This is a genomic window from Synechococcus sp. CS-603, assembly GCF_977929215.1.
Map to the genome: position 1 here is coordinate 714,998 of NZ_OZ376778.1, position 14,472 is coordinate 729,469.

The 14,472-nt window shown below is 64.8% G+C and carries 13 protein-coding genes; 4 read left to right on the forward strand and 9 right to left on the reverse strand.

What is annotated here, in order from left to right:
• Nucleotides 1-48: 48 nt before the first annotated feature.
• The 3 genes from ACXMDM_RS03750 to ACXMDM_RS03760 are packed head-to-tail and all read right to left on the reverse strand — an operon-like array spanning nt 49 to nt 3,439.
• Nucleotides 49-939, reverse strand: coding sequence for a transglutaminase family protein (locus ACXMDM_RS03750; RefSeq protein WP_071800657.1), 891 nt, complete (start codon nt 937-939; stop codon nt 49-51).
• On the reverse strand, nt 924-2,006 hold the full coding sequence (locus ACXMDM_RS03755; RefSeq protein ID WP_071800658.1) for an alpha-E domain-containing protein: 1,083 nt from the start codon (nt 2,004-2,006) through the stop codon (nt 924-926). Before ACXMDM_RS03755 ends, ACXMDM_RS03750 begins: the two co-directional genes overlap by 16 nt.
• The gene (locus ACXMDM_RS03760) at nt 2,000-3,439 is read right to left on the reverse strand and encodes a circularly permuted type 2 ATP-grasp protein (protein WP_071800659.1); all 1,440 of its coding nucleotides are present in this window, start codon (nt 3,437-3,439) and stop codon (nt 2,000-2,002) included. The genes ACXMDM_RS03755 and ACXMDM_RS03760 overlap by 7 nt, the downstream gene beginning before the upstream one ends.
• Before the next feature lie 428 nt (nt 3,440-3,867).
• Between ACXMDM_RS03760 and ACXMDM_RS03765 the strand changes: the two genes are divergently transcribed.
• The 3 genes from ACXMDM_RS03765 to ACXMDM_RS03775 all read left to right on the forward strand — a co-directional run bounded on the left by ACXMDM_RS03765 (nt 3,868) and on the right by ACXMDM_RS03775 (nt 8,359).
• Nucleotides 3,868-5,433, forward strand: a complete 1,566-nt coding sequence (locus ACXMDM_RS03765; protein ID WP_071800660.1) for a ferredoxin--nitrite reductase — start codon at nt 3,868-3,870, stop codon at nt 5,431-5,433.
• Between the two features lie 54 nt (nt 5,434-5,487).
• Nucleotides 5,488-6,819, forward strand: coding sequence for a hypothetical protein (locus ACXMDM_RS03770; RefSeq protein ID WP_233831196.1), 1,332 nt, complete (start codon nt 5,488-5,490; stop codon nt 6,817-6,819).
• A 658-nt stretch (nt 6,820-7,477) separates the two neighbouring features.
• The gene (locus ACXMDM_RS03775; protein ID WP_071800661.1) at nt 7,478-8,359 is read left to right on the forward strand and encodes a formate/nitrite transporter family protein; all 882 of its coding nucleotides are present in this window, start codon (nt 7,478-7,480) and stop codon (nt 8,357-8,359) included.
• 107 nt (nt 8,360-8,466) lie between these two features.
• Here ACXMDM_RS03775 and cynS read toward each other — a convergent pair whose 3' ends face one another.
• The 5 genes from cynS to ACXMDM_RS03800 all read right to left on the reverse strand — a co-directional run bounded on the left by cynS (nt 8,467) and on the right by ACXMDM_RS03800 (nt 12,145).
• Nucleotides 8,467-8,934 (reverse strand): cyanase, encoded by a 468-nt coding sequence (gene cynS / locus ACXMDM_RS03780; RefSeq protein WP_071800662.1) that lies wholly within the window; start codon nt 8,932-8,934, stop codon nt 8,467-8,469.
• A 148-nt stretch (nt 8,935-9,082) separates the two neighbouring features.
• Nucleotides 9,083-10,807, reverse strand: coding sequence for an urease subunit alpha (gene ureC, locus ACXMDM_RS03785; protein ID WP_071800663.1), 1,725 nt, complete (start codon nt 10,805-10,807; stop codon nt 9,083-9,085).
• A 63-nt stretch (nt 10,808-10,870) separates the two neighbouring features.
• Nucleotides 10,871-11,206, reverse strand: a complete 336-nt coding sequence (locus tag ACXMDM_RS03790; RefSeq protein WP_499570117.1) for an urease subunit beta — start codon at nt 11,204-11,206, stop codon at nt 10,871-10,873.
• Complete coding sequence (locus ACXMDM_RS03795) at nt 11,203-11,505, reverse strand: urease subunit gamma (protein WP_071800665.1); 303 nt, start codon at nt 11,503-11,505, stop codon at nt 11,203-11,205. The genes ACXMDM_RS03790 and ACXMDM_RS03795 overlap by 4 nt, the downstream gene beginning before the upstream one ends.
• A gap of 232 nt (nt 11,506-11,737) precedes the next feature.
• On the reverse strand, nt 11,738-12,145 hold the full coding sequence (locus tag ACXMDM_RS03800; protein ID WP_071800666.1) for a type II toxin-antitoxin system VapC family toxin: 408 nt from the start codon (nt 12,143-12,145) through the stop codon (nt 11,738-11,740).
• Between the two features lie 270 nt (nt 12,146-12,415).
• Between ACXMDM_RS03800 and ACXMDM_RS03805 the strand changes: the two genes are divergently transcribed.
• A complete protein-coding gene (locus ACXMDM_RS03805) occupies nt 12,416-13,792 on the forward strand; it encodes an MFS transporter (RefSeq protein ID WP_071800667.1) in 1,377 nt (458 codons plus the stop codon).
• On the opposite strand, the gene ACXMDM_RS03810 is transcribed toward ACXMDM_RS03805, so the two are convergent.
• Nucleotides 13,784-14,452, reverse strand: a complete 669-nt coding sequence (locus ACXMDM_RS03810; protein ID WP_071800668.1) for a TetR/AcrR family transcriptional regulator C-terminal domain-containing protein — start codon at nt 14,450-14,452, stop codon at nt 13,784-13,786. The two genes, ACXMDM_RS03805 and ACXMDM_RS03810, sit on opposite strands and share 9 nt — an antisense overlap.
• Between the last annotated feature and the right edge of the window lie 20 nt (nt 14,453-14,472).

Below are 14,472 nucleotides of genomic sequence, written 5' to 3' on the forward strand. Positions count from 1 at the left end.
GATTCCTGTTGAGGATGGATGGCCCTCAGGCTTTGGTTTGGGTTTTGCTCAGAAGTGCAGCAGGTTCGGCAGCGTCGGTACGGCGTCAAGCATTTCCGCTTCGATCAACCAACTCAGCTCGCTCTCCACACCCAATGGCCCGCTGAACGAGCCGGAGATCGCGGCGGTAAGGGTGGATTTCGAGGAGGTGGCCAGTGGGATGTAGCGATCGTCGATGGCCCCCATGCCGCTGGGATCGAAGCCCCGCCAGCCAGCACCCGGCAGGTACACCTCTGCCCAGGCGTGCAGGTCGTAGCGCTCCGGTTTCGGCTCCACCAGGTGGTAGCCACTGACGAACCGCGCCGGCAGCCCGACGCAGCGGCAGGCTTCGATCATCAGCACCGCCAGGTCCCGGCAGGACCCCACCCGTTCCTTGAGGGTGCGTCCGGCCGGCCAGGCCGGACCGGTGTGCCGTTGTGTGTACTTGACCCGGTCCTGAATCATTTCGACCAGTTGCTGCAGAAACATCAGGGCGCGCTGATCGCTTCCCATCAGTGCTTCCTGGGCCAGTTCCACCGCCGCCGGCTCGTGCTGTCCGTTGGGCAGCCAACCCTCCAGGCTGCCCATCAGATCCCCGTTCAACTGGCCCACGGGATAGGGCAGTTCCGGTTCGTTCAGGGCCAGGCAGGCCTGCAGCAAGGGAGCCACCTGGGTTTCCACTTCGCTGATCGCCCGGACCTCAAGGCAGTCGGTGGAGCCGAGGAAATGGGCGCGCAGGATGTCGTCACCACTGGCGGCGATCAACGGATGCAGGCCGTGGGGATCGGGGGAGAAGGCCAGATCAAAGGCCAGCAGCCGCTGAAAACCATGGGCGCGCGGCTTCATGCAGAGGCGATGGGGTCCCAGCAGCACCGGCGCGCTGTAGCGATAGGTGAGGGTGTGGGTTATGCGGGCGCGCATGCCTGGGACGTGGGAGCGGTGGGGAGGGTGGAGCTCGCAGCGACAACGGCGGATTCGGCCCCAGTGTCGCCATTGGACGTGTCGCCACTGAAATCGGACGGCATCGAGGCAGTGGCCGGCGCCGGTTGGCTGGTGACGAAATAACGCTCGTCGATGCGTTCATGCAGGGTGTTGAGATCGCTCTGGAAGTGATCGATCGCCTCATGCAGGCCCCGACCGACCAACTCATCGATGCGCACATAGCTCCAATTGGCGAGCATCAGGCCACTCAGGCATTCCAGGTCGTCGGGTGGACCTGGCACGGGGTTGCCGCGAATCACCCGCAGGGATTTGTTGATTCCCTCCAGGCAATAGCGCACGGAGCGGGGAAAAATCGGGTCGAGCAGGAGGAAAGACGCCACGGCCTTGGGGGCGATGGCCTTCTGCTGCGACTGCCGGAACATCTGGTAGGCGCCGGCGGAGCGCAACAGCGAGATCCACTGCAGCTCATCGACCACACCGCCGACCACCTCGGCGGCTGGCAACAACAGAAAATACTTGACATCGAGAATCCGGCTTGTCTTTTCGGCGCGCTCGACCAATCGGCCCAGTTTGCTGAATTGCCAGGAGAGATCACGGCTGAGCGTTGCATCGGTGATGCCATAGAACAGCTGGCAGGCGTAGCGGATCTGGTGCAGTTGCTCCTGGGCTGGCTGCTGCCAGAACTGGTCGCTTTCGTGAATGGTGAGATAGATGTCGTTGAGCTGCTCCCACATCTCGGAGGTGATCACCTCGCGGATCTGACGGGCGTTCTCCCGGGCCGAGGCGATGCAGTTGACGATGCTGCTGGGGTTCTCCGGGTGGTTGATCAAAAAGCCCACCACGTCGCTGGGGCGGCCCTGCGGACAGAGCTCGTCGAAGAGCTCACGATCGTCGCTGGCATCGATCAGGGGCAGCCAGGGCTCGGCGCTGCCCGGCGGGCAGTCGAGGGCCATGGCTTCGCTGACCTCAAGGAAGCGCGACAGGTTTTCCGCTCGCTCGATATAGCGGTTGATCCAATAAAGGGAGTCGGCGACGCGGCTCAGCATGTGGCTTCATCCACGATCCAGGTGTCCTTGCAGCCCCCGCCCTGGGAGGAGTTCACCACCAGTGAACCGCGCCGCAGGGCGACACGGGTGAGGCCGCCGGGGCTGACCCAGGCGCCCTTGCCGCGCAGCACATAGGGCCTGAGATCCACGTGACAGGGGTAGAGCTCACCTTCACTCAGCGAGGGCACCGTTGAAAGTTCCAGGGTGGGTTGCGCAATGAAATTACGTGGATCGGCCTGAATCTTCTCAGCAAAGAGCTGGATCTCCTCGGCGGAGGCATGGGGGCCGATCAGCATGCCGTAGCCGCCCGCTTCACCGACGGATTTGACCACCAGATCCTTGAGGTGGGCCAGCACGTAGGCCCTGTCTTCAGCCCGCGCGCAGATGTAGGTGGGCACGTTTTCGATGATCGGCTCCTCGTCGAGGTAGTAGCGGATCATCTCCGGCACATAGGCATAGATCAGCTTGTCGTCGGCCACGCCGGTGCCGGGGGCATTGGCAATCGCCACCCGGCCGGCGGCGTAGACCTCCATCAGCCCGCGCACCCCCAGCATCGAATCGGAGCGGAACACGGCTGGGTCAAGGAAATCGTCGTCGATGCGCCGGTAGATCACATCCACCAGCTCCAGGCCGGCGGTGCTGCGCATCCAGACCCGGTTGTTCTCACAGACCAGATCCCGGCCCTCCACCAGCTGGATGCCCATCTGCTGGGCCAGGAAACTGTGCTCGAAGTAGGCGCTGTTGAACACCCCTGGCGTGAGCAGCACCACCTTGGGGGTGTCGGTCCAGGGGGCGAGCTTGTGCAGGGTCTGGAGCAGGTGGGAGGGGTAGTCGTCGATCGGCTGGACGGTGGGCCCGGCGAACAGGCTCGGGAACATCCGCTTCATCACCCGCCGGTTTTCCAGGAAGTAAGCCACGCCCGATGGGCAGCGCAGGTTGTCTTCCAGCACCCGCCAGGTGCCCTGTCCATCACGGATCAGGTCGAGACCGGACACATGGCACCAGCGCCCGAGCGGCGGCTTGAAGCCCCGCATCTGCGGCCGCCAGCCATGGGAGCTCTCGACATCGCTGCGGGGAACGACCCCGTCCTTGAGGATGGCCTGGTCGCCGTAGACATCGGCGAGGAAGTGATCGATCGCTTCGAGCCGCTGGATCAGGCCCCGTTCCAGGCGCTGCCAGTCGCCGGAGCGGATCAGGCGGGGCAGGGGATCAAAGGGAAGGATGCGCTCGCCGCCATCCTCGCCGGAGCCGTTGAGCCGGAACGTGGCCCCGAGCCGCTTGAGCAGCAGACCGGCGGCCACGTGGTTGCGGTTGATCTCCTCGATGCCGAGCTGGCCCAGGGAGGAGAGCAGGGGTTTGAGTGCGGCCCGGGGCTCGGCCGTTGCGGTGAAGTACTCGTCATATCCCTTGCGTGGCAGATACTCGGTGAACATCGATCAGCCTTGGGCAGATGGAGATCATGAAGAGCGTCATTGACAGCCCCAGTGATCGTTGCTACTGATTCAACTCGGGTTGGTGATCGATCCCCCGGCTGTGTGTTCAGAGCCGTAACGATCACGACACCGCCTGGCAGCCCTGCCCTGCATGATCAAAGCGGCTCTCGACGATTGGGCCGGCCCTTCAGGGCCTTGTTGACCATTCCCCAGGCGACGCACCTCTCATTGGCGTCAGCCGGCTGTTTGCGGTTCCACCTCTGCTGGGGCCCGGCTGCAGGCGCCGCTGTTGCTGGATCTACCGGTGCTGAATTCGCTGGCACCTTGAGCTTTGGCTCCATTGGGTTTGCCGCTGCGTGATTAGCGCCGTCACGCCATTTTTCCCACGTTGTTCGGGTGTGCCTGTTGGGCGTGCCGTTTGTATCGCCATGACTTCCGCTTCCCCTCCGGCTTCAGAACATCTGCCAGCGACGCTGACCAAGGTGGAGCAGGCCAAGGCTGACCTCTGCGGCCTCGACCTCCTGCCCCGCTTGCCCCAGCTGGCCCGCAATGGCTGGGAGGCCCTCGATGAGGCCACCCTCACCATTCGCCTCAAGTGGTTGGGGATCTTTTTTCGGCCGGTCACACCCGGCCGCTTCATGCTGCGCTTGCGGCTTCCCAACGGGGTGATCACCGCCGAGCAGCTGGAACTGCTGGGTGAAGCGATCGATCGTTGCGGTGAGCACGGCAGCGCTGACATCACCACCCGCCAGAACCTGCAGCTGCGGGGGCTGCTGTTTGAAGACATGCCGCCGTTGTTGGACGCCATGGAGCGGCTCGGCCTCACCAGCCGCCAATCCGGCCATGACAACCCCCGCAACATCACCGGCAACCCTCTGGCCGGGATCGACCCCGAGGAGATCGTCGACACCCGCCCGCTGGTGCAGGCCATCCAGGATCGCCTGTTCTGCGCCGATGGCCCGCGCAACCTGCCCCGCAAGTTCAACGTGGCCGTCGGCGGTGCTCCCGACAGCTTCCTGCTCCACAACGACCTGGCCTTCCTGCCGGCCCATCACGACGGCCGGCTCGGCTTCACCGTGATGGTGGGGGGCTTCTTCTCCGCCCAGCGCAATGAACTGGCCATCCCCCTCGGGCTCTGGCTGGAGGCCGACCAGCTGCCCGATTTCGCCCTGGCGGTGCTGCGCCATTTCGAGCAGTGCGGCAACCGCAAGCTGCGCAACAAGAGCCGGCTGATGTATCTGATCGACGAGTTCGGCCTGGAGGCCTATCGGGCGGCGGTTCTGGAGGTGTATGGCGAGCAGGCCGGTGCCCCGGCTGAGGCCCGGATCCAGCCCCACGACGGCCGCCACCTGGTGGATCGGGCCCCCCGCGATGGCCTGGGCTGGAATCCACAGGCGCAGGAGGGGCTCGGCTGGCTCGGGCTCCACGTGCCGATGGGCCGACTGGATGGGGAGTCGATGCTGGCCCTGGCCGGCCTGGCCCGCCGCTATGGCAGCGGCGAGCTCAGGCTCACCGAGGCCCAGAACGCCCTTCTGCCCGATGTTCCGCTGGCTCGCCGCCAGGCGCTGGAGGCGGAGCCGCTCCTGCAGCGCTTCCGCCCCGACCCCGGCGCCCTGCAGGCCGAAGCCGTGAGCTGCACCGGCAGCGCCTACTGCAGCTTTGCCCTGATCCCAACCAAAGGCACCGCCCAGGCGCTGGTGGAGGAGCTGGAGCGACGGGTTGACCTGCCTGAATCGGTGCGTACCCACTGGACCGGCTGCCCCAACGCCTGTGGCCAGCCCTACATGGGTCAGATCGGCCTGATGGGCGCCAAGGCCCGCAAAGACGGCGAGATGGTGGAGGCGGTGAAGATCTTCCTTGGCGGTGCCATGGGCGCCGAACCCCGGTTGGCCGAGCTGCACCACAAAGGGGTGCCCCTGAGCGAACTCCCCGATGTGATGGAGGAGCTGCTGGTGGAGCACTTCGGTGCCCGGCGGAAGCTGGCCGGCGGCTGAGGCCGCTGGCTGGCGAGGCTGCCATCGTGGAACCCCATCACCTGCGAGGACGGCGTGGCCTGCACGCCTGAGACAAGCCTGTTGCCGGCCGCCTTGCCGGGCCCGGAGTCTGCGCAGCGCTGGCCCTGGCTGCAGCGGCTGCGGCGCAGCAGCGATGTGCCCCTGGAGGCCTGGTTGCAGGCGATCGAAACCGGAGCCCTGTCGCTCGATGCCGACCTGATCGCCGCCCTGGCCCCGCGCCTCGACGCCGCGGCGGCGCTGCGGCTGCTGGACGGCTGGTTGAGGGGCGGCTCCAGGGATCCCGCCGTGCTGCAGGTGATCGGTCAGCACCGCGGTCCCGCCCTGGCGGCCCGCTTGCGCCAGGCTTTGGCCGCCGATGGGGTCGGGCGGGCGCCCTGGCTGCTGCCCCTGCTCGGTCATCAGCGCGATCCGGCCGACTTTGCGTTGTTATCGAGCTGGCTGCTGGGTCCGCAGCCGTTGCGCTGCCGTCAGGCGGCCCTTGAGGGGCTGGCTGTCGGACTCTCCAGCTGGCCCCTGCCTGCGCTGCGCGCCCTGTTGCGCCAGCTGGTTACGGGTCTGCAGCCTTCCCTGGCCGCCCCTGCGCTGGATCTGCTGGCCCGCTTGCCCCAGCCCAGGCGGGCGCTCGCGGGCCTGGCGCCCGCAGCCCTGGAGCCTTCGGTGCAACGGCGCCGGCAACGCCGGCTTGCGGCCTTGCCGGCCAATCCCCTTGTCCTGGTGGTGCACGGCCGCAGTGGTGGGCTGATCCCGCCCGAGCTGGAGGTCCTGCGCGCCGAGTTACAAAGCCTGCGTCGCTCGCCGGTGCTGCTCCAGGCTCTGACGGCAGCGGCCTTGCCCGTTCCCGAACCGCTCCGCCAGGCCGCTGAGGGCCAGCCCCTGAGCCTGATGCCACTGCTGCTGCTGCCTGGCAGTCACGTCTGCGGCGATGTGCCGGCGCTGGCCGCCCGCTGGCGTAGCAGCGGCCCAGTGATCCGCTTGCCCTTCCTGGGGGCCTGGCCCCTCTGGCAGCAGGCCCTGCGCCAGGAAGTGTGCGCCCTGGTGGCGGCCAGCGAGCCATCCGCTGGCGACGACGGGCCGCTGCTGCCACTGCTGCTGCATCACCCGCTTCGGAGCTCCCTGGCCGGGCGCTATCTGGCCCACCTCGGCCCGTTCTGCGGCGCCACCTGCCTGCCCACGCCCTACAGCGCGCCGGATTCCGATGCAGGGCGCTCGCTGCTTGAAGACCCTTCAGACCGCCCCGTTGTGCTGCCGTTGGTGCTGGCCAGCAATCGCCTCACTGAGGCCTTGCCCGATTGGTGTGCTGAGCCCCTGCTGCAGCGCCCCGCACTGCGCGCGTGCCTGCTGGATTTGCTCCTCTGCCTGCCTTAAGCGCTCCCGCTGCGTGAGCAGATGACCACATGGGGCGGCTACCGAGCCGGGATCGGGGTGGTTGGTAACACGAGCTACAGGCAGGAAGACTCGCCCCTGTTCTAATAATTGAGTGAATGAGTCAGCCTTGGCTGCTTCATTTTCTTTTTGGGTCAATATCTGCGGGTGCAACTTTGTTATGGGGCCAATCGGCTCCTGACGCCCGCACATTGACTTCCACGCGTGAAACGCTTGGGCTCTGTGTCCTTCTAGGCATTGACCCGCAAGCTTTTGTTGCGTCGTTGCTTTGGCCAGCACGATTCAGCCGTTTGAATGATTTGCGTTGCTTGGCATCTTGGGTCCGCTCAGGTCCCTGCTGCCGCTGTATCTCAGCGAATCTCGTCCAACTATTTTTGCATTGAGTTTTTATGGCTTCCATCCCTTCCAAGCAAGCTTCTGACCCGATGTCGCGGCTCCTCAATTGGTTCAGCGCCCTGGGCGCAGATACCCCTGAAACGCAGCCTTCACGGAAACGGCTTGATCCATTCAGCAGGTTGATGAATCGAATTAGCGGCTGATGTCTTCTCTTTTTGCGAACGTCAGGCTCGAATCCCAGGCCTGATTCAAAATCTGATACGCGCTTCTGTCCCACACCCTTTTCCAGGCTTACCTTCCTCCAATGGATTACGTCTTACCGAATGAACTCGTCGACGGCATGATTGCCGCCGGCGGCAAGAAATCCAGCGTCAGTATTAAGAATCTGTTGTTGCGCGGGTTTTATTCCGGATCCGCCCTCGGCCTGGCGTTGTGCCTGGCCCTCACGATCATGGTTCAGACGGGCATTCCCTGGATCGGCTCGTTCATCTTCCCGTTCGGATTCGCCAGCATCGTGCTGTTCGGTATGGAGTTGGTGACTGGAAACTTTGCCCTGCTGCCGATGGCGGTCTGGGCAGGCCGGACCACCTGGAGCAAAACCTTCCGCAACTGGATCTGGGTGTGGATCGGTAATTTCCTTGGCACCGGCCTGGTCGGCATTCTCTTTGCCATCAGCCTCACCAGTGGTGGCACCGCAGACCTGGCCACAGGCTCCGGTGACTGGGTGGAGGTCGCCAACAAAATCATCGGCCTGAACAAGGCCAATGTGATTACCAAGTATCAAGATCTGGGCCTTCTTGGCTTTTTTCTTGCCTTTCTTCGTGGCGTGATTGCCAACTGGTTGGTTTGTCTTGGGGTCACCCTGGCGCTGGTGAGCAAGAGCGTTCCAGGCAAGATCATGGCCTGCTGGCTACCGATCACCGCCTTCCAAGCCCTGGGTATGGAGCACATTGTGGTGAATATGTTCCTGCACACCACCGGCCCTTTGCTGGGTTCTGGCGTGGGCTTCGCCCAGATCGTCTTCTGGAATTATCTTCCCGTCACTCTGGGCAACATTGTGGGCGGCATGGTGTTCATCGGCATGCTCTTCTACAGCACGCACCGTTCACCCATCAGCAATGTGTTGCCGCTGAAGCATGATGAACGGCTGGAGCGTGAATTGGCTGCCGAGCTTGGTGCTCGCTGATCCAGCACTCTCTCGATAAGTGGCTACTCTTCGTGAGTGGCCGAAACCCAGCCTCTGGCTGGGTTTTTTATTGGCGAAAAGAACCGGGTCTGATCACCTGGCGGCGATTACCACTTCTTGTAGGGCAGGAACTTGCCACACATGCTGACCTGGACGCGAGCGCCGCCGGGGTCTTCGATTTTTTCCACATTGAGGGTGAAGTCGATGGCGCTCATGATGCCATCGCCGAATTTCTCTTGAATCACATCTTTGAGCGGCAAGCCGTACACCTGCATGATCTCGTAGAAGCGATAGATCAAGGGATCGGTGGGCAGCACCGGATCCAGGCAGCCTTTGGTGGGGTAGGCCTGCAGGGCTTCGGCAATCTCCGCTGAGAGATCCAGCAGGCCAGCCAGTTGTTCGGCCTCCGCCGCTGAAGCTGCGGCCTGGCCATAGAACAACGAGGCAATCCAGACCTCATCGAGACCCATGGCCGCTTCCAGGTCAGCAAAGCTGAGGCCCTTGGCTTTCTTGGCGGCCATCAGGGTGGCGGTGAGGCTGGGGCCTGGCGAAGCTGAGGCAAACGAGTGGGCCATAAAATGAGTAGAGCGGCGTACAGAAGGGATGGAAACAAGCAGGTTTTTATGCTGCTGAGCAACCGCCATTATGCGGCCTTTCAATCATCTCTTCCTAACGCGCAATAGCCCGTGCCGGTTGCTACGAATAGCCCCACCCTGCCTGGACTCAGAGCAGGAAGTAGCGCTGGGCCATCGGCAGCACATCGGCTGGTTCGCAGGTGAGCAATTCGCCGTCGCCGAACACCTCGTAGGTCTGCGGGTCCACCTCCACCTTGGGCAGGGCGCTGTTGTTGCGCATGTCTGCCTTGCCGATATCGCGGCAGTGCACCACCGGCACGCAGGGCCGCTTCAGGCCCAGTTTGCGCGGCAGGTCGTCGTCGAGGGCGGCCTGGCTCAAGAAGGTGAGGCAGCTGGGGGCGAGTGCTGCCCCGTAGGCGGCAAACATCGGCCGGCCATGCACGGGGCCCGGGGTGGGAATCGAGGCATTGGCATCACCCATCTGCGCCCAGACAATCGAGCCCCCCTTGATCACCAGCTCTGGCTTGACGCCGAAGAAGCCCGGCTTCCAGAGCACAAGATCGGCCAGTTTGCCCACTTCCACCGACCCCACTTGGCTATCGATTCCGTGAACAATCGCTGGATTGATCGTGACCTTGGCGATATAGCGCTTGAGGCGGTGATTGTCGTTGCGGGCGCCGCGGGGATTGGCGGCATCTTCGGGGAGATGGCCCCGCTGCACCTTCATCTTGTGGGCCGTCTGGAAGGTGCGGGTGATCACTTCACCCACCCGGCCCATGGCCTGGGAATCGCTGGCGATGATGCTGAAGGCGCCGAGGTCGTGGAGGATGTCTTCAGCGGCGATCGTTTCACGGCGGATGCGTGATTCAGCGAAGGCCACGTCTTCGGGGATTGAAGGATCCAGGTGGTGGCACACCATCAGCATGTCGAGGTGTTCCTCGAGCGTGTTGCGGGTGTAGGGGCGCGTGGGGTTGGTGGAGCTGGGCAGCACGTTGGCCTCGCCGCAGACCCGGATGATGTCGGGGGCGTGGCCGCCGCCGGCCCCCTCGGTGTGAAAGGTGTGGATGGTGCGACCGCCGATTGCCCGGATCGTGTCTTCAACAAAGCCCGCTTCGTTGAGGGTGTCGGAGTGGATGCAGACCTGAATATCGAACTTGTCGGCCACTGTTAAACAGCAGTCGATGGCGGCGGGGGTGGTGCCCCAGTCTTCGTGGAGTTTGAGGGTGCAGGCGCCGGCTCGAATCTGCTCTTCGAGGGCTTCGGGGGTGCTGGCGTTGCCCTTGCCGAAGAAGCCCAGGTTCACCGGCAGACCTTCGGCCGCCTGCAGCATGCGGCCCATGTGGAAGGCGCCGGGGGTGCAGGTGGTGGCGTTGCTGCCGGTGGCCGGGCCGGTGCCGCCGCCCAGCAGGGTGGTGACCCCGGAAGCCAAGGCGGTTTCGATCTGCTGCGGGCAGATGAAGTGGATGTGGGTGTCGAGGGCTCCGGCGGTGAGGATGTGACCCTCGCCAGCGATCGCCTCGGTGCCGGGCCCGATGACGATCGTGACGCCATCGGTGATGTCGGGATTGCCCGCCTTGCCGATCGCGCAGATGCGGCCGTCGCGCAGGCCGATGTCGGCCTTGACCACCCCCCACCAATCGAGGATCAGGGCGTTGGTGATCACCGTGTCGACGGCGCCAGCGGCGCGGGTGGTCTGTGCCTGGCCCATGCCGTCGCGGATCACCTTGCCGCCGCCGAACTTCACCTCCTCGCCATAGGTGGTGAAATCCTTCTCCACCTCCAGGATCAGCTCGGTATCGGCCAGCCGCAGCCGGTCGCCGGTGGTGGGGCCATAGGTTTCGGCGTAGGCCCGCCGATCCATCCGATAGGGCATGGGTCTGTTGGGGAAAGGTGTGGTGCGGAGAGGTTCGGTGCTGAAAGGGTTGGGCGAGCAGATTCAGTCGAGCGGACCGTTCACCAGGCCGTTGAAGCCGTAGACATGGCGCCGGCCGGCCAGGGGCACCAGATGCACCTCCCGTTCGTCCCCCGGTTCAAACCGGATCGCTGTGCCGGCGGGGATGTCCAGCCGCTGGCCGCGGGCGGCCTCCCGATCGAACTGCAGGGCGCTGTTGGCCTCATGGAAGTGGAAGTGGGAGCCCACCTGCACCGGCCGGTCACCGCGGTTGGCCACCGCCAGGGTGGTGACCGGCCGGCCTGCGTTGAGGGTGTGGCTGCCGGGCTCGCTGAACAGCTCGCCGGGAATCAGGGGGTCATCGGGGGCGGGGGTGTTCAACGGATCGGGTCGTGCAGGGTGACCAGCTTGGTGCCGTCAGGGAAGGTGGCTTCCATCTGCACCTCGCTGATCAGCTCAGGGATCCCCTCCATCACCTGGTCGCGGCGCAGCCAGGTGGTGCCCTCACTCATCAGCTCAGCCACGGATTTGCCATCCCGCGCCCCCTCCAGCACCTGGAAGCTCAGCCAGGCCACCGCTTCTGGGTAGTTGAGGCGCAGGCCCCGCAGCAAGCGGCGCTCCGCCAGCAGGGCAGCCGTGACGATCAGGAGCTTGTCTTTCTCCTGGGGAGTGAGATGCATGGGTGGAAACGACCAGCGACACTCTGGCAGTGGCCAGGCGTCCGGGCAGGTTCAGCAGGAACGTTCAGACGGTGCTGGTTGAGAGGCCCAATTGGCTACGAAAGAGACGGTGGGGAGTTCGCACTCCACATCAATGGGGTCTCTCTTGGGAGTCAGGTTGGCGAACTTCAACTCGTAGACACTCTGGGAGGATCGTCTCATCCAACGGCCTGTGATCTGGAGCCAAGCGACGTCACCAGAGGGTCTGACAGGGAAAGGTGGAGAGCTGTGGATCGGCGGAGAGCAGCACCAAGCGATCCAGTTTGGCCTGGGCAGCGAGGACGCGATCAAAGGGATCCCTGTGAGGCTGGGGGTAGGCCCCTGCCCTCAGCCCGTGGGCCGCTGTGATCGGCAGGCCCCCGAAGCCATCGGCCTGCAGCAGGCCCTGCAGGTCAGCGATGGAGCCTTCCAGTTCGGGCAGCTTGCCGCGGTGGTGCTTGAGGCTCAGTTCCCAGACAGAGGCAGCACTCACCAGGATCTGGCTGGTGGGATCCACGAGCAGCGCCTGCACGGCTGAAGAGAGCCGTTCAGGATCGAACCACCACCAGAGCAGCACATGGCTGTCGAGCAGGTAGCCCGAGGAGTTCGTCCCAGGCTGCAAGCTCTTCAGCCTCCATGGGCTCCAGCAGGGCGTTGGGTTGGCTCAGTGGCCCTTGGTTGCGCAACCGGCCTGGTAGGCGCTGCGGGGGTGGGGGCGCCAGAGGCCCCAGCTGTGGGGCAGGCTGTTCCATGCCGGCATGACTGGATGATTTTTTAGCTTAGGGCTGGACTTAGTCCATCACAAGCCACCGAAATCCTGCCGCCTTGGCCCAGCCCGCTTCCGGCACCGGGGGCAGACCAACATGCTCAGAGTCTGAGCCGCTGCACCGCCATGGCCGAGCCGATGGATCTGCTGGCCTTGCCGTCGGCCCTGCGTCACCGCACGGTGGTCGCCTACGGCATCGGTGATGCCGGCACCGGCATGGCTGCGGCGCTGATCGGCTTCTATTTATTTGTGTTCTATACCCAGATCGCCGGGCTGCCGCCCTGGCTGGCGGGCCTAGTGCTGATGGTGGGCCGGCTCTGGGATGCCATCAACGATCAGCTGATGGGCTGGCTCAGCGATCGCACCCGATCGCGCCTCGGCCCGCGCGTTCCCTGGATGATCTGGAGTGCGCTGCCGCTCGGGTTGAGCATGGCGCTGATGTGGTGGTTCCCGCCGGGTGGTGAACTGCTGCGTTTCGGTTGGTTCGTGCTCAGTTCGGTGGTGTTCATGGCCGCCTACACCGGCGTGAACCTGCCCTATTGCGCCCTTGCCACCGAGCTCACCGAAGACACCAAGCTGCGCACCCGCCTCAACGCGGCCCGCTTCACCGGCTCGATTCTCAGCAGCCTGGTGGGCCTGCTGCTTGGCGCCCTGCTGGTGGGCTACGGCGCCCCGGGCTACCTGGCGATGGGGGCGGCCGCCGGAGCGGTCGCGGTGGTGGGCACCCTGCTCTCGGCCTGGGGCCTGGCCCCCGCGGCCCGGGTCTGCCGCCGGCCATCGGGGCGACCCGAGCCGATCACAGCCCAGTTGGGGCGCATCCGGCGCAATGGCCGCTTCCTGCGCGTGGTGGGGTTGTATCTGCTGCTCTGGGGAGCGCTGCAATTGATGCAGCCGGTGTCGTTGCTTTATCTCTCTGAGGTGATGCATCTGCCCCAGTCTTGGAGCACCTGGATGCTGATTCCTTTCCAATTGAGTGCCATGGCCGGCCTGGAGTTGTGGAGCCGGTTGGCGGCGCGGCGTGGACGGCTGGTGGCCCTGCGCTGGGGCGGTGGACTCTGGATCGCCATGGGTGTGCTGGCCATGCTGCTGGTGCCGCTCGATGCCACCGCGGCACCGTTGGCTCCTGGTGGCAACAGCCTCAGGTTCGCGTTGCTGGTGCTGGTGGTGCTGCTGCTCGGCCTGGGGGCCGCCACCGCCTACCTGCTGCCCTGGTCGTTGCTGCCCGATGCGATCGATGCCGATCCGGAGCGCCCCGCCGGGCTGTTCACCGCCTGGATGGTGATGACCCAGAAGCTGGGCAGTGCCCTCTCGGTGTTTCTGCTAGGCAACCTGCTGAGCTGGAGCGGTTATGTGGCCGGGCTCGCCGAGGATCAGCCCGCCACGGCCGTGGCGATGATCCGCCTCTGCATCGGCTTGATCCCAGCGGTGCTGGTGACGCTGGGGCTTGTGGTGATGCGGCGCTGGCCTCAGCAGCCAGTCGTTTCACAACAAGCATCAGCCTGAGGATTCCGGCGGCGCTGCTGGGCCAAGGGAGCGCTCCAGCCCATCAAGGATGAACTCAAGTCCGAAGCTGAAGGCATGAAGCCCGTCGTAGCGGCACTCGATCACCTGGCGGCTCAGCGCGTTCAAGTGGGGAAAACGATCGACGGGAAGCTGGGGCAGGAAAGAGGAGGCCATCGCGGCGTAGTCCTGAGCCTCGATCGGAAAATTGATCTCCTGCAGGGTGAAGCCGTAAATGTGGCTGTCGACGGCGTTCCAGCCGTGATCGGCCTGCTCCAGGGAGAAACCCGCCGCCACCAGGCATCCGAGGGTGGCATCGATGGAGCGGAGCATGGCCGGCCCGGTGTTCAGCCGCGAGAGAATCGCCAGGGCGGCCCAGGGGTGGCGTAGCAGGGCCCGATGGGCCGATAGCGCCCGTTGCCGCATCGCGGCCTTCCAGTCGCCGCCGATCTCCGGCAGGGCGATCTCGCTGACCACGATCTCAACGAGGCCGTCGATGATCGCGTCCCGGTTGGCCACGTGGTTGTAGAGCGACATCGCCTTGACCCCCAGCGCCTCGGCGAGCTTGCGCATCGAGAGGGCCGCGAGCCCCCCCTGATCGGCGATCTCCAGCGCAGCCGCCAGCACCCGCTCCCTACTGAGGGGACGTCGGGCGATCGGCATCGAAGGGTTCGCTTCAGCCA

Bases quoted from the DNA above. Each gene is read 5' to 3' on its own strand.
- ACXMDM_RS03775 (WP_071800661.1), top strand. From the start codon at position 7,478: ATGGATTACGTCTTACCGAATGAACTCGTCGACGGCATGATTGCCGCC.
- ACXMDM_RS03760 (WP_071800659.1), bottom strand. From the start codon at position 3,439: ATGTTCACCGAGTATCTGCCACGCAAGGGATATGACGAGTACTTCACC.
- ureC (WP_071800663.1), bottom strand. From the start codon at position 10,807: ATGCCCTATCGGATGGATCGGCGGGCCTACGCCGAAACCTATGGCCCC.
- ACXMDM_RS03810 (WP_071800668.1), bottom strand. From the start codon at position 14,452: ATGCCGATCGCCCGACGTCCCCTCAGTAGGGAGCGGGTGCTGGCGGCT.
- ACXMDM_RS03805 (WP_071800667.1), top strand. From the start codon at position 12,416: ATGGCCGAGCCGATGGATCTGCTGGCCTTGCCGTCGGCCCTGCGTCAC.
- ACXMDM_RS03755 (WP_071800658.1), bottom strand. From the start codon at position 2,006: ATGCTGAGCCGCGTCGCCGACTCCCTTTATTGGATCAACCGCTATATC.
- ACXMDM_RS03750 (WP_071800657.1), bottom strand. From the start codon at position 939: ATGCGCGCCCGCATAACCCACACCCTCACCTATCGCTACAGCGCGCCG.
- ACXMDM_RS03765 (WP_071800660.1), top strand. From the start codon at position 3,868: ATGACTTCCGCTTCCCCTCCGGCTTCAGAACATCTGCCAGCGACGCTG.
- cynS (WP_071800662.1), bottom strand. From the start codon at position 8,934: ATGGCCCACTCGTTTGCCTCAGCTTCGCCAGGCCCCAGCCTCACCGCC.
- ACXMDM_RS03795 (WP_071800665.1), bottom strand. From the start codon at position 11,505: ATGCATCTCACTCCCCAGGAGAAAGACAAGCTCCTGATCGTCACGGCT.